Genomic DNA, 14,528 nt, shown 5'->3' on the forward strand with positions numbered 1-14,528 from the left:
ATTATAGACTGGGATTAATTCAAATAATATTAATTGATTATGACGAGTAAAGTACATATTGAAGAATTGACAGAGAGCTTTTGGTTGGTGTGAAAAAGTAATTCGACAATATCGAAAATGGACTCTGAATCTGTCAGCTGAATCGTTAGGCTGGCACGTGTTAGCATACGTTACCATTGCTCGAGTATGATTGTACTGTTGAGGAGAAGTAGAGACTTCTTGAAACTGGGTGGTACCGCGCAGAATCGAATTCTACGCCCCTGTAAAGCTTTAGCATAGGCTTTATGGGGGCTTTTTTATTATTTGAAGATACATATTAAACAAGGGGGAAGTTAAGATGAGTGAATTATTACGTTATGACATTGTAGGAAGTTTTCTAAGACCAGAGGCATTAAAGGAAGCACGTGCAGCGTTTGAAAAAGGTGCCATTGATCATGAAGCTTTAACAGAAGTAGAAAATCGTGAGATTAAAACATTGATTAATAAACAAGTTGAAAATGGTTTGAAATCCATTACAGATGGTGAATTCCGCAGAAGCTGGTGGCATTTAGATTTCTTCTGGGGATTACAGGGTGTCGCAACAATCAAAGATGAAGGGGGCTTTGAGTTTGATGCGGTACAATCTCGTATTGAAACGGCACGTTTAACAGGACCGATTTCAGGAGACAATCATCCATTTGTCGCACATTTTAAATTCTTATTAGAACATACACCAGAAGGAATCGAAGCACGTCAAACGGTTCCGGCACCCGCTAGACTCTTCTCTGAACTGACACGAAAAGAGAATATTAATGAGACACGTCAATATTATGAAACAGATGATGCGTTAATAGATGCGATTGCGGATGCGTATCAAACGGTGGTTGAAGATTTGTATGAAGCGGGTCTAAAAACAATTCAATTTGATGACACTACATGGGGGCGTTTAGTAGGTGACCAGACTGAAATCAATGTTAAAAATGGAGACCAACAAGAAAAAGAACGCTTAAAACATTTGTTTAAAGAGGTGAATAACCGTACGATTGAACGTTTGCCTAAAGACTTGCGTGTTCAAACGCATATTTGTCGTGGTAACTATCGTTCAACGTGGTTTGCGTCAGGGGCTTATGATAGTGTCGCTTCACCTTTATTCGATCAAGAAAATGTAGATGCTTATCTTTTAGAATATGACAGTGACCGTTCAGGTGGGTTTGAACCGCTCCAACATGTGTCAGGAGACAAACAAGTTGTTTTAGGTCTTATTACTTCAAAAGATGGGGAACTAGAAGACAGAGATGATGTGATTCAACGTATTAAAGAAGCTTCACAATACATTCCGTTAGAACGCTTAGCTTTAAGTACGCAATGCGGCTTCGCCTCAACAGAAGAAGGCAATCATTTAACCGAAGATCAACAATGGGCGAAAATCCGTTTAGTCAAAAGTGTTGCGGAAGAAGTATGGCCTGAAAAAGTGAAAGGTTAAGCGCGATATCATTTTATAATTAGAGAAAAAAGGTGAGTTTCACATTTAATTGTGAAATTCATCTTTTTTTATGCCTATCTTTAGCTTAACTTCACAAAAGTCACGAATCCGACAAAGAATTTTAATCACTACCTTGTATTATTTAATAGTAAGAGGTATAGTATAAGTGAACTACTATTAAACATTAAACAGTACTGAATAATGTATTGGAGGTTTGCTATGAATATACAATTTAAGAAAGGTGCTTTGGAATTCTTGGTTCTGTTGATTATCCAAGGTGAAGATCAGTATGGCTACTCACTTGTACAAAAGATTACACCGCGTATCACAATTGCTGAAGGCACTGTGTATCCTTTAATGCGACGTTTAGTGAAAGAAGGCTATTTAACAACTTACTTCAAACCGTCGACAGAAGGTCCTGCACGTAAGTACTACCGTATCACTGACTCGGGTCAAGAACGTTTAGAAGCACTGCTTGAAGAATGGAAGGCATTTACAGAAGCTGTAGATTTATTTATTGAGGAGAGTGAGAGAGATGAGTAAACAAGAATATTTACAGTTGTTAAATCGTTATTTAACACGTGTTTCACCAGAAGAACGCCAAGACATTTTAAATGAATATGAAACGCACTTTATCAGTGGTAAAGAAGCAGGTAAAACTGAAGATGAAATTTCACAAGAGTTAGGCAACCCGAAAGATATTGGACGTGAAATGAGTGCGAATGCGGCGGTAGATAAAGCAGAATCTTCACGTAATGCGGGGAATGTGACGAATGCGGTGCTGGCAGTCATGGGACTAAGTATTTTGAACTTCTTCGTCATTACTATTGTCATCGCAACGTTATTAAGTATTTTATTATCTTTAGGCATTGCGACCCTCACTTTCTTAGCAGCGCCTTTATTCTTGCTTGTAAAAGGTATGATAGACGGCTTTGGAGAAATTCTTTTGTTGGATGTCTACATTTCATTTACATGTTTCGGAATCGGGCTGATGTTATTTACTGTGACGTATCTAGCTTATAAATGGAGTTATATTCTCTTTATGAAGTATTTACGTTGGAATATTAAAGTTGTGAAAGGAAGTGCGCAATCATGAGAAAAGCATTGTTGATTATCTTTAGTATAGGTTTAGTCATTACAGTCGGCTTTGGCATTGCGGGCTATGTGGAAGGAAAGAAACAACTTAAAAACCATGGTACGCCGATTCATTACACCAAAGATTATAAGCAGGAAGATGCGAAAATCAAGAACTTAAAAATTAATAGCGATACATCGAACGTCGTGATTAAAAAAGGTGATCACTTCAGTGTTGAAGGGTCAGGCGGCGTTAAAGGAAAGACAGAAGTTAAAAGTGCACTTGAAAATGATACGTTAGTTGTTGAGTCTAAACTGCCGAATCCAACGATTAATTTTACATTTGGAAATATTAAACAAGCGACTATCACGATTACGGTTCCTGAACGTCAACTTTCAGATGTGACAATTTACAATGATACAGGTGATATGACGATTGAAGGTTTAAAAGCAAATCAATTAGAAAGTCAGCAGGATACAGGAGATTTATTATTGAAAACCTCTGATATTCATACATTAAATCTTAAAAGTGATACAGGTGATATTAAAGTCACAGATACTCAGTTTAAAAATATGAAATCTGAAAACGATACGGGTGACACAGAAATTAAAGGTATTAAAGGGGATGTGAACCTCCAAGCGAAATCAGATACAGGCGACATTAAAGTAGAATATGCGCAGGCACCAAAGCATACGAAACTCATTCATGATGGCGATGCTGATATAGAGATTCACCAACCTAATTTAAAAGAGAAACGCTATGGTAATGCGACACATACACTTGAGTTAGAATCAGATACAGGCACAGTTGAAGTGAATTAAAGGAATTAAGGCGCTGAAGCAGATAAAGCGCTATTCATAGTAAACAAGCTCCAAATACGTAATTTTGGGGCTTTTTTCTATGTTTAAAGGATGTGTGAGCATAAATGCTTGCATTATTTTAAAAGTAGTATTATTATATTAAATATAATAAGTATATCAAAAGAACAACCTCCTCATAATGAGATAGATAACAGTAGAAAAGGGAAGTTATTCAAATATAAGGAGATGACATTAAAATGAACAACAATTTAAAAGGTATGCACCATGTTACAGCAATTACAAGTGATGCAGTTAAAATATATGATTTCTTTACAGACGTATTAGGTCTAAGATTAGTGAAAAAAACAGTGAACCAAGATGATATTCATACGTACCATTTATTCTTTGCGGATGATGAAGGTAATGCAGGAACAGATGTGACATTCTTTGATTTCCCAGGTATTCCTAAAGGTACACATGGCACAGATGAAATTGCGCGTATTACATTACGTGTGCCATCAGATGCGGCGATTGATTTTTGGAATGACCGTTTAAGTGAGTTTGACGTGAAACATGAAGCGCCAACTGAATTATTCGGTAAAAAAATCTTACGCTTTGAAGACTTTGATGGTCAACTTTACACATTGATTTCTGATGAAACAGACTCAGACGATAGTGTAGAACCAGGTGTCGCATGGAAAAATGCGCCAGTCCCTGCAGAATATGCGATTGTTGGTTTAGGTCCAATCGAATTAAACGTCAGTCGTTTCGAACCATTCAAACAAATTTTCGAAGAAGTATATGGTTATAAAGAAGTAACATCAGAAGGCGACTATCACTTATTTGAAACAGGTAAAGGCGGTAACGGCGGACAAGTCATTGTACGTAAACTAGGCGGCAACCCAGGTATGCAAGGTTTCGGTACAATCCACCACACTGCGTTCCGTGTTGCGGATAAAGATGAATTAGATGTATGGATTGACCGTTTGAATAAATATCAAATCGGCAACTCTGGATTTGTAGAACGTTACTATTTCAAATCATTATATTCTAAATTCTATCCAGGCATCTTAATTGAAATTGCGACAGATGGTCCAGGTTTCATGGGAGACGAACCTTACGAAACAGTAGGAGAAATCTTATCATTACCACCATTCTTGGAACCAAATCGCGCACAAATCGAAGCAGATGTGCGTCATATTGATACTACGCGCCACAATCAACCAGGCCGTAAAAATTAATCATTTAGCTTTAAGGAGGCAGATACGATGGCTTTAAATACAATGAAACATATATTTAGAAAAGGTCAAAGTGCAGATCAACCTACATTCATCTTATTACACGGCACAGGTGGAGATGAATCCGATTTATTCCCGCTCGCACTGCGTTTGAACCCGAACTATAATATTTTGGGTGTAAAAGGAAATGTCGACGAAAACGGCATGACACGCTTCTTCAAACGTCATGGTGAAGGTCAATATGATTGGAAAGACTTAGAAGAACGCGGTACAGAGTTATATGCGTTCTTACAAGCAGCCGCAAAAGAATATGACTTTAATTTAGATAATGCAATTTTAGTCGGATTCTCAAACGGTACAAACATTGCGATTAATTTATTGTTACGTGATGAAACTAAATTTGCGAAAGCCTTATTATTCGCAGGTCTTTATCCAACACACATTGATCACGTGAAAGATTTAACTGGTACAGACATTTATCTTTCAATGGGTACACATGACCCTATCGTACCTGTATCTGAAAGTGAACGTTTAATTGACTTATTCCAACGTTCAGGTGCAAATGTTACAACGCATTGGACACAATCACATGGCATTACTGAAGATTCACTCAATGAAGCAGCAAAAGTCATTAACGGACAATAAACTGAAATAAATAGCTGAATAGACACGTGGTTGAAGAAAGCCCCCAAGACAAATTCAATCCAACCCCTTAATCAAGCACGCAGGCTTTTGATAAACATCAGAAGTCTGCGTGCTTTTTATATGTCAGTAAATAAAAAGGCCTCTGTCTATACAGAAGCCGAGATAACACAGCAAAAGTTTCATTTTGATTATATTAATAAAGCTAGGATGTTCTTTAAGATGATGAAAGCAACTGCGAGTACGATGATACTGGAAACTTTGTTGAGGATTAAGATGAATTTCCCAGACTTATCAACAGTCCCCACTACACGACCTAATATTGCCAAGAAGATAAACCATAGCTAAGAAATAGAAATTGTGGCAATAGTGAAAGCTAATTTGTCAGTCCCTTCATAGATTGAAGCACTTGTTCCAATAACGCCGACGGTATCCATAATGGCGTGCGGATTAAGTAAAGAAACAGAGAGCGCAAATAAAATTTGTTGCTTAGGACGCATCGGTTCAACTTCTTCAATATTTGAAGGCTTTTCTTTCCATAGTGACCAAGCCATATAGATCAAGAAGACAAAACCAATGAGATAAATTACTAATTGCAACGTCGGCATAGACATTAAAATCAAAGATACACCGAGTACTGCGACGACAATTAAAAGTGTGTCACATAAACCAGCAGTGAGTATGACAGGTAAAGCCCGTGCGAATCTTTTTTGATTCGCACCTTGGTTGAACACAAAGACGTTTTGTGCACCTAAAGGCAAAATCAGACCTAACGCTAATAAAATACCATGAAGTATAGCTTGTACCATCTAAGACCGACCCTCTTTCTTTATACAACATCTCTTTGATTTTGTGATTGTGCTAGGCATGTGATGAAAGAGGATTGTATGCGAGTGAATTGATTTTTAGTATACAGAAAAGCTGAAATGCATACAACAACGCACATGTAAGCAAGGTTGAGCTGAAAGAGATGTTTGTTGTGAGAGGGGTTTCTTAACTGGAATTAATAATTTATTAACTTTTGGTTTATGGTGTGTGTAGACGTAACACACTAAACTATAAATAGGAATCTAAGTTATTACTTTCTGGTTTTTTCATATTGATGACCGCTATATGAAAAACAATTATCCTTATTTATTGGATATCCGGGTTTTGTCTCTATTTCAAAATCCGGATTTTTTTAATTCTTAAAGAAAAGGCAGGCACGTATTATGGTTTTAATCCTATTAGGTTTATTCTTCGTCATTCGTTTATATTCATTATCCATTTCTATTCGACATGAACGCCAATTGATTGCGCAAGGCGCTCTACAATATGGCGCAAAGAATTCAAAATATCTTGCGTTATTACATATCTTAATTTATGTGACGAGTTTTGTTTATACGAGTCTCTCACAACCGACATTTAATGGGGTTTCACAAATTGGACTCGTATTACTGATTGTGAGTTATATCATGTTGTTTTGGGTGATTCGTACATTAGGTCCAATTTGGACATTGAAAGTCTACATACTTAAAGAACATCGTCTTGTAAAATCAGGGCTGTTTAAGATTGTGAAACACCCGAATTACTTCTTAAATATTATTCCTGAATTAATCGGAGTTATCTTGTTGACACAAGCTTATCCTGTGAGTGTACTGTTGCTTCCCTACGCCGTATCGCTCTATGTGCGCATTAAGCAAGAAGAAAGCGCAATGGCACACCTTAATTAAAGAAAACGACTGTGCAAGACTAAGAACAAAGTTAAAATGTTCTTGGTTTTTTTATTTAAAAGTTTAACAATATATGATTGTGTCTAATATAAGGTGGAAATCAGTAGCAAGAACCACCTATAATAGAAACATGAGGTTAATGTTGGAGGTGAGTATGCATGTTGAAGGTGAAAGCGCCTAAACATCTCTTTTTAGAAGGGGGAGATGAAGCGGTGCTGTTGTTGCACTCGTTTACAGGGACAGTGCAAGATGTGAAAGACGTCGCAGAATCCTTACATAAAGAAGGCTATACGTGTTATGTACCTTGTTATAGAGGACATGGCCTGCCTGTTTCTGAGTTTGTACAATATGATATTAGAGACTGGTGGGAAGATGCGGAAGCGGCTTATGGTTATCTGCATACGAAAGGATACCGTCAAATCACTGTTATGGGTGTATCGTTGGGCGGTATTTTTGCGTTGAAAATAGCTGAACAATTTGAAGTGGCGCGTGTGATCGGAATGTCAGTCCCTTACCATAAATCGGCAGAAGGTGTGTTAAGCAGGTTGAATTACTATGGTACAAGATTACAATACTACATCGGCTGTACTGAAGAAGAACAAGCTGAAGAAATGGCTTATGTACCTGCTTATCAAGAAGGTGCGGCGCATTTTGAATCGTTTGTAAATCAAACGATGAATGAACTTAGCAGAATCAAAATGCCGACACTATTGTTATATGGTGGGAAAGATGACATTTCTTATAAAGAAAGTGTCGATAAGATTGCTGAAAGGGTGAATAATGCATCGGAGATAGAGACTGGGTGCTTTAGGGAATCCGGGCATTTAATGACACGAGGCATAGAAAAACAAAATGTCATAGAAAAAATCATTGATTTTATGTAAAAATTAAATGTATTTTTTTGAAAACGTTTTACTTAATGGTGAAGGTAGCGTAAAATTATACAGGATAATATTTTTTTCAGAGTGTTCGGATATGATATGATGAACATAAGAGTACTTTTACTATTAAGTTTTCCACGAACACTCAAACGTGTGTTGACTGTGAGTTGAACATAGAGTATTCCATTGTTAAAAAATTGACAGAGACTAACTACCCTGAAAAAGAAGTTATTTCCACCTAGAGAGAAAGAGGAAGAGAGAAATGATTGGAGGTATTTCGTATGAAAAACGAAATAGTCAACAACGCGATTGAGCTATTTGCACACAAAGGTTACTATGGTTGTACCCTAGAAGAAGTAGCCAACAGTGTATCTATAAAGAAGGCCAGTTTATACTATTATTTTCCGAGCAAAGCGAATATTTATGAAGCGTGTGCGGATAGAATCATTCAACATTTTTCAAGAATGTTGGACTTGCAGGAAAATGTGTCACAACGTACATTAGAAAACTTGCGTGACTTTATTTTAGACATGATTTTCAAACCGAACATCAGTTATTTACGCATGTATTTACAATTTAACCAAGCCCCAGATGAGTTCAAAGAACAGTTATATCAAGGTATTGCGATGTTACACAGCAAATTGAATCGTGTTTTAGAATGTTATTTCGAAGCTAACGATATTTCAATGCCAATCAGAGATTTCAAAGATTTAATTTTAGGTATTATGGAAAGCGGCTTTGTTCGCACAACTTTCGTTAATTATTTTGACGAATTGAGTTATCGCCGTTATACAATGGAAAAAGATGTTGAATCAACATTAAATGCTTTGTTAGGTATTAACTAAGCGCATATCAGCCAAAATTAGAAGAATTAGATGAGATTATCCAAATGGATAATCTTTTTTTATGTCTAAATCAGCTTGATCACAAGTTTATTGCTGCTTAGAAGGAAAAATCAAAAATGGATTAAAAACCTGATGATGGCAAGGATGAAGTACTATTTTTTGACAGAATGCTAGTTGAGGGATTGCTATATTTGTGTTATAGTATACTTACTTGCATAAACGCTTTAACGCTTTAATTGTTTAAAGTAAATGGATTTTAATCCTGAAATCAATAGAAAAGGATGAGCAGCGTGTCGAAACAATCACAGTGGAAAACCTCAACTGGATTTATTTTAGCAAGCGCAGGTTCGGCGATCGGATTAGGTGCCATGTGGAAATTCCCATATATGGCAGGCATCTACGGCGGCGGCGCGTTTTTATTAATGTTTTTAATATTTACTATCTTCATAGGCTTGCCGTTACTCATTATGGAATTTACAATCGGTAAGCTTGGCAGAACTTATACAACCGCTATTTTCGGTAAACTATCTCATAAGAAATGGACGAATGTTATTGGCTGGAGCGGTAACTTGGCTGTTTTCGTCTTGTTTGGTTTTTATAGCGTAGTCGGCGGTTGGATTATGATTTATATCGCACAAGTGGCGATGCAGATTATCGGTCTTAGAGATGGCACGCTTGGTAGTATTCAGTTTGAACAAGTCATCTCAAGTCCGCTTTATACCATGTTAGGACAAGGGTCATTTATTTTAGTGACGATGGTCATTGTGATGTTAGGTGTAGAACATGGATTAGAAAAAGCATCTAAAGTGATGATGCCTTTGCTGTTTATCTTTTTAATCCTCATCGTCGTACGTTCATTATCATTAGAAGGTGCATCTGAAGGGGTTCGTTTCTTATTAGAACCACGCATGGAAGAGTTGACGATGGAAGGTATTCTCTTCGCATTAGGTCAATCATTCTTCGCCCTTTCATTAGGTACGACAGGAATGATTACTTATGCAAGTTATGCGCCTAAAGAAATGACAATTAAAACATCCGCTTTATCTATCGTGATTATGAACATTGTGGTCGCATTACTTGCAGGACTGGCGATTTTCCCAGCTATCAATGCATTCGGTTACAAACCAGAAGAAGGTCCGGGCTTACTCTTTAAAGTATTGCCGCATGTATTTGAAAAAATGAGCTTTGGTCCAGGCTTTTATTTAATCTTCTTGATCTTATTCTTGTTTGCGGCACTGACATCCTCTATTTCATTATTAGAGTTGAATGTGTCTAACTTCACTAAAAATGACAACCGTAAGCGTGGAAAGGTTGCGCTTATCGGTAGTATACTAGTCTTTATTATCAGTATCCCGGCAACTTTATCATTTAGTACATTAAGTGATATTCATTTCTTAGCCGGTACAATTTTTGACAATATGGACTTCTTAGTTTCTAACATTTTAATGCCGTTAGGGGCACTAGCAACAACATTATTTGTCGGTCAATTATTGAAGAAGGAAGATTTGAAATCTGTCTTTGGCAGTGATCGTTTAAAAATCTTTATACCTTGGTATTACTTGGTGAAGTACGTTTTACCAATCGTAATACTCTTAGTTTTCGTGATTCAATTCTTTAATTAAATACCTATTTTGAAAGGCTTCCTGTTGTGTGATGCAGCAGGAAGCTTTTTGTATTTGGTTTTAATGCATAATCTCCTAAATAAACACAATGAAGTTACATCAAAATTTTTAACTTACACATTAAGAGAAAATTGCATTTACAACGGTATTACGCTATAATTCATACCAGTACGATAGGAATAATGGGAATGGGTGATGAGAAACAGGAATCGGGCCTGTCATCATGCATTCCGCGGGGAGGACATCTATGATTGGATTTGATTTAATCGGTAATACACCTTTGGTTAAATTGGAATCGTTCAGTGATGATAAAGTATCAATTTATGCAAAACTAGAACAATTCAACCCTGGCGGCAGTGTAAAAGACCGCTTAGGTAAATATTTAATTGAACAAGCAATGGAACGTGGACAAATTAAGCGCGGCGACACAATAGTGGAAGCATCAGCTGGCAATACAGGCATTGGCTTAGCGATTGCGGCGAACCACTATGGCTTACAATGTGTGATTTATGCGCCAATTGGTTTTGCGGCAGAAAAGATTTCGATTATGGAAGCATTAGGTGCGCAAGTGATTCGTACACCGCAAAATGGCGGTATGTTAGGTGCGCAACAAGCAGCACGTGACTATGCGGCGGAACATGGTGCATATTATACAAATCAATTTGAGTCTGAAGACAACCCAGGTGCGTATCGCGATACGATGGCACAAGAAATCTTAAAAGAATTGCCAGAGGTTGATTATTTTGTGGCAGGTGTCGGTTCAGGCGGAACATTTACAGGTACAGCTGAAGTATTAGCACAACATGGTGTTAAAAATGTCATTGTTGAACCTGTCGGTTCTGTATTGAACGGCGGTAAAAAACGTCTGCATGATACAGAAGGTATTGGTTCTGAAAAATGGCCGGGCTTCTTAGATAAAGCTTTAGTAACTGACATTTTAACCATTACAGATGAAGATGCTTTCCATAATGTAAAACAACTCGCATTGCAAGAAGGCCTGTTAGTAGGCAGTTCATCAGGTGCTGCATTGCAAGGTGCATTAGACATCAAAGCACGCTTAGACAAAGGAACGATTGTCACAATCTTCCCAGACGGCAGTGACCGTTATATGTCTAAATCAATTTTTAATTATTCGGGAAAAAATAAAGCGTAAAGGAGATAGAGGATTTATGAATAAGAAAACACAAATGGTACATGGCGGCCATACTACAGATGATTATACAGGTGCGGTAACGACACCTATTTATCAAACAAGCACGTATTTACAAGATGATATCGGGGATTTACGTGAAGGGTATGAATATTCACGCAGCGGTAATCCGACACGTGCGGCATTAGAAAGTGCAATTGCGGATATTGAATACGGCCGTTTTGGTTTCGCATTCGGTTCAGGTGTAGCCGCAATGTCAGCAGTCATCATGTTATTGGATAAAGGGGATCACATCGTTGTGAATTCTGATGTATATGGCGGTACATTCCGCGTGTTGACAAAAGTATTCAACCGTTTCGGTATTGATGCAGATTTCGTAGATACAACTGATGTTGAAAAGATTGAAGCAGCGATTAAACCAGAAACAAAAATGTTAATGATTGAAACACCTTCAAATCCATTATTACGTGTAACAGATATTAAAGCTGCCGCAGATATTGCGAAAAAACACAATTTAATTTCAGTCGTAGATAATACATTCATGTCTCCTTATTTCCAAAATCCATTAAAATTAGGTGCAGATATTGTCTTACACTCTGCTTCTAAATATATCGGTGGACATAGTGATGTCATTGGCGGCCTACTCGCAACAAGTGATGACGCGTTAGCTGAACGTCTTGGCTTCATTCAAAACTCAACAGGCGGCGTACTTGGACCGCAAGACAGTTATTTATTAATTCGTGGTATTAAAACATTAGGCTTACGTATGGAACAAGTCAGCCGCAGTGCAGTAGCAGTCGCAACGATGCTTGCTGATCACCCTAATGTGAAAAAAGTTTATCATCCAAGCTTAGAAAATCACCCAAATCACGATGTACATGAAAACCAAGCATCAGGTCACACAGGTGTTGTATCATTTGTCGTATCTGATATTGATGCTGCAAAAGCAGTCATTCGTGAAACTGAATACTTCACATTAGCCGAAAGCTTAGGTGCAGTAGAAAGCTTAATTTCAGTACCAGCACTTATGACACACGCTTCTATTCCAAAAGAAGTACGTGAAAAAGAAGGTATTGAAGATGGTTTAATCCGCTTATCTGTCGGTATTGAAGATACAGATGATTTAGTTGCTGATTTAAAACAAGCGTTAGATCAACTACAAAAATAATTCATTAAATCAATGCATAATATAAAGGTGCCTTCCATATTGGAGAGGCACCTTTGTTTGTATTGTTAAAATCAGTTGTATCAAGAATCGATTAGGAATATGAAGTGTAGTATCACATGTCTTTCTTAATTTTTTCTAAATCTTCCTCAGAAATATGGAAAGTCACCTCTCCAGTTTCTAAATCTAATTTTGCTTTAACTTCGACATTTTTGCCTACGAATATACCTTTTTCTACTTCCAGTTTTAAAGGGAGGTTACCATACGTTTTAGTGTTCAGTTCAACTTTCATATTAGACGTCTCCTTGAGTGTATTGCAGCAGAAATCGAAAATAGTATTATACTATTAATTTATTATTCAGTAGTTTCGCGGATTTCAAAAATTTCTTTAGCAACAGTGTTTGCTTCATTAAGGGGTAATGCATGATAGGTTGTATGATTTTCGACCGCAATGTTTTGATTGATATGTGTATGATAGTATTGATCTAATGCTTGTTTACTGACAAAAAATTGGATTTCAGGACAACAACTATCCGCACATTGTGTTTCTGAACATAGATTTTTAAATAATACATAAGCTTCTTTGTAATCGGTTGTTAGTTGGCCATCTTTAAGTGAAATTTGAATCGGTGCTTTTGTCTCTGCACATTGTGCTTCAATCTTAATTGGTTCATTTAAAGTATAGTGAATCCCTAATGCATCAATGGCACACATCGCATAGACAGTTGTATGATCTTGAAGTTGAACTATGAATGAAGTGGGATGTGTCGCAAAAGGATAGAGACAAGTGATAAGGTGGTCTTGTACAACAATCACATGCTTATCAAGCAAGGCTTGATGAGCTTCTGTAAATGCAGGGGGAGTAGTTGGCTGCTCGACAATGTCTTGAATCAGTGCTTGTCTTAATTGATGTTCGTGCGGCGTCAGTAACGCATCAAAATTAAAGTATTGCATGTAAAACGACTCCTTCTCTTTTTAATCGTAATCATTTCGATTTAATTCTACGCTTATGAAACACGATAAACAACTAAAACAAAATATATAGAAAGGGAAGATGAAGTATGGTTGATTTTACAAGACTTGAACAGTATTTAGAAATAGATACGAATCAATATAATGATACAAGTTTAGAAACTTTGAACGCCTATATCAGACATTATGCGCTGTATGTGCCATTTGAAAATATCAATGTACAAAATGGTTGGCCGCTTGCGCTGACAGACGAAGCGATGATGCATAAAGTTGTCGATGAACAACGCGGGGGCTTTTGCTATGAAATGAACCATTTCTTTAAACACTATTTAGAATATAAAGGATTTGAAGTAAAGGCATTATCTGCGACAGTATTAAGTCCGACAGGTTGGGCACGTGAAGGTTCACATATGTCACTTCAAGTTATGGTTGAAGATGTGCCTTATGTTGTGGATGTCGGGTTCGGGGACATGCCGAAGTTTGCGTTGCCGATGGATGAAACAGATGTGCAGGATGTGACAGGCAGTTATCGTGTACATCATGTCGATGGGACACATTATGATATTGAGAAATGGTCTGATGATAATCATCAATGGCAGACGTGTTATCGTGTGCTAAATGAACCTAAACAGTTAAAAGATTTTAAAGACGGTATCGCATTTAATCAATCGAGTCCAGATTCTATCTTTGTACAAGGCTTATTAATCACTATGGCGACCGAAGTGGGCCGAAATACGTTGACTGACAATCACTTAACACTATTAGTCAATGGTGAAAAAACTATTCAAGATACAACAGCTGAGAATTATCAAACATTTTTAAACCAATACTTTGATATTCCTAAAATAGCGATTCATACATTTGATTCATCATATGAAAATGAATAGTGATAAGACATGTCATTGGTAAAATACTCAGTAGATAAAGAAACAGCACAACCCCTGAAAAATCAGAAGTTGTGCTG

15 protein-coding genes, 1 pseudogene and 1 other annotated feature are annotated in these 14,528 nt (G+C 37.1%); of the genes and pseudogenes, 13 read left to right on the forward strand and 3 right to left on the reverse strand.

The window, feature by feature from the left end; genetic code table 11:
• Nucleotides 1–30: 30 nt before the first annotated feature.
• Nucleotides 31–265 (forward strand) — a binding site (T-box leader).
• 72 nt (nucleotides 266–337) lie between these two features.
• From ACFCT9_RS10355 to ACFCT9_RS10380, 6 genes are all read left to right on the forward strand, one after another.
• Nucleotides 338–1,462: a 5-methyltetrahydropteroyltriglutamate--homocysteine S-methyltransferase gene (locus ACFCT9_RS10355; RefSeq protein ID WP_412519110.1), complete on the forward strand. Its 1,125-nt coding sequence runs from the start codon at nucleotides 338–340 to the stop codon at nucleotides 1,460–1,462.
• 219 nt (nucleotides 1,463–1,681) lie between these two features.
• Nucleotides 1,682–2,005 (forward strand): PadR family transcriptional regulator, encoded by a 324-nt coding sequence (locus ACFCT9_RS10360; protein ID WP_412519111.1) that lies wholly within the window; start codon nucleotides 1,682–1,684, stop codon nucleotides 2,003–2,005.
• A complete protein-coding gene (locus ACFCT9_RS10365) occupies nucleotides 1,998–2,558 on the forward strand; it encodes an HAAS signaling domain-containing protein (protein ID WP_412519113.1) in 561 nt (186 codons plus the stop codon). The genes ACFCT9_RS10360 and ACFCT9_RS10365 overlap by 8 nt, the downstream gene beginning before the upstream one ends.
• The gene (locus ACFCT9_RS10370; RefSeq protein ID WP_412519115.1) at nucleotides 2,555–3,358 is read left to right on the forward strand and encodes a DUF4097 family beta strand repeat-containing protein; all 804 of its coding nucleotides are present in this window, start codon (nucleotides 2,555–2,557) and stop codon (nucleotides 3,356–3,358) included. The genes ACFCT9_RS10365 and ACFCT9_RS10370 overlap by 4 nt, the downstream gene beginning before the upstream one ends.
• 236 nt (nucleotides 3,359–3,594) lie before the next feature.
• A complete protein-coding gene (locus tag ACFCT9_RS10375) occupies nucleotides 3,595–4,578 on the forward strand; it encodes a ring-cleaving dioxygenase (protein WP_412519117.1) in 984 nt (327 codons plus the stop codon).
• 42 nt (nucleotides 4,579–4,620) lie between these two features.
• On the forward strand, nucleotides 4,621–5,220 hold the full coding sequence (locus ACFCT9_RS10380; protein WP_412521667.1) for an alpha/beta hydrolase: 600 nt from the start codon (nucleotides 4,621–4,623) through the stop codon (nucleotides 5,218–5,220).
• 188 nt (nucleotides 5,221–5,408) lie between these two features.
• Here ACFCT9_RS10380 and ACFCT9_RS10385 read toward each other — a convergent pair.
• Nucleotides 5,409–6,026: pseudogene (locus tag ACFCT9_RS10385) on the reverse strand (LysE/ArgO family amino acid transporter).
• A 402-nt stretch (nucleotides 6,027–6,428) separates the two neighbouring features.
• Here ACFCT9_RS10385 and ACFCT9_RS10390 point away from each other — a divergent pair.
• From ACFCT9_RS10390 to ACFCT9_RS10415, 6 genes are all read left to right on the forward strand, one after another.
• Nucleotides 6,429–6,929: an isoprenylcysteine carboxyl methyltransferase family protein gene (locus tag ACFCT9_RS10390; RefSeq protein ID WP_412519118.1), complete on the forward strand. Its 501-nt coding sequence runs from the start codon at nucleotides 6,429–6,431 to the stop codon at nucleotides 6,927–6,929.
• Nucleotides 6,930–7,087: 158 nt separating this feature from the next.
• Complete coding sequence (locus ACFCT9_RS10395; RefSeq protein ID WP_412519120.1) at nucleotides 7,088–7,813, forward strand: alpha/beta hydrolase; 726 nt, start codon at nucleotides 7,088–7,090, stop codon at nucleotides 7,811–7,813.
• A gap of 278 nt (nucleotides 7,814–8,091) precedes the next feature.
• The gene (locus tag ACFCT9_RS10400; protein ID WP_412519121.1) at nucleotides 8,092–8,655 is read left to right on the forward strand and encodes a TetR/AcrR family transcriptional regulator; all 564 of its coding nucleotides are present in this window, start codon (nucleotides 8,092–8,094) and stop codon (nucleotides 8,653–8,655) included.
• Nucleotides 8,656–8,945: 290 nt separating this feature from the next.
• Nucleotides 8,946–10,277, forward strand: coding sequence for a sodium-dependent transporter (locus tag ACFCT9_RS10405; RefSeq protein WP_412519123.1), 1,332 nt, complete (start codon nucleotides 8,946–8,948; stop codon nucleotides 10,275–10,277).
• A 247-nt stretch (nucleotides 10,278–10,524) separates the two neighbouring features.
• Complete coding sequence (locus tag ACFCT9_RS10410; protein ID WP_412519124.1) at nucleotides 10,525–11,430, forward strand: PLP-dependent cysteine synthase family protein; 906 nt, start codon at nucleotides 10,525–10,527, stop codon at nucleotides 11,428–11,430.
• Between the two features lie 16 nt (nucleotides 11,431–11,446).
• Complete coding sequence (locus ACFCT9_RS10415) at nucleotides 11,447–12,595, forward strand: bifunctional cystathionine gamma-lyase/homocysteine desulfhydrase (RefSeq protein WP_412519126.1); 1,149 nt, start codon at nucleotides 11,447–11,449, stop codon at nucleotides 12,593–12,595.
• Nucleotides 12,596–12,707: 112 nt separating this feature from the next.
• On the opposite strand, the gene ACFCT9_RS10420 is transcribed toward ACFCT9_RS10415, so the two are convergent.
• Entirely contained in the window at nucleotides 12,708–12,884 is a 177-nt protein-coding gene (locus ACFCT9_RS10420; protein ID WP_412519127.1) for a hypothetical protein, read from the reverse strand.
• A 62-nt stretch (nucleotides 12,885–12,946) separates the two neighbouring features.
• Complete coding sequence (merB, locus tag ACFCT9_RS10425; protein WP_412519128.1) at nucleotides 12,947–13,546, reverse strand: organomercurial lyase; 600 nt, start codon at nucleotides 13,544–13,546, stop codon at nucleotides 12,947–12,949.
• A gap of 107 nt (nucleotides 13,547–13,653) precedes the next feature.
• Here merB and ACFCT9_RS10430 point away from each other — a divergent pair, with 107 nt between their 5' ends.
• The gene (locus ACFCT9_RS10430) at nucleotides 13,654–14,451 is read left to right on the forward strand and encodes an arylamine N-acetyltransferase family protein (RefSeq protein WP_412519129.1); all 798 of its coding nucleotides are present in this window, start codon (nucleotides 13,654–13,656) and stop codon (nucleotides 14,449–14,451) included.
• Nucleotides 14,452–14,528 lie beyond the last annotated feature (77 nt).

Origin of the sequence: Staphylococcus simulans (assembly GCF_047037175.1) — a bacterium.
GTDB classification, from domain to species: domain Bacteria; phylum Bacillota; class Bacilli; order Staphylococcales; family Staphylococcaceae; genus Staphylococcus; species Staphylococcus simulans_C.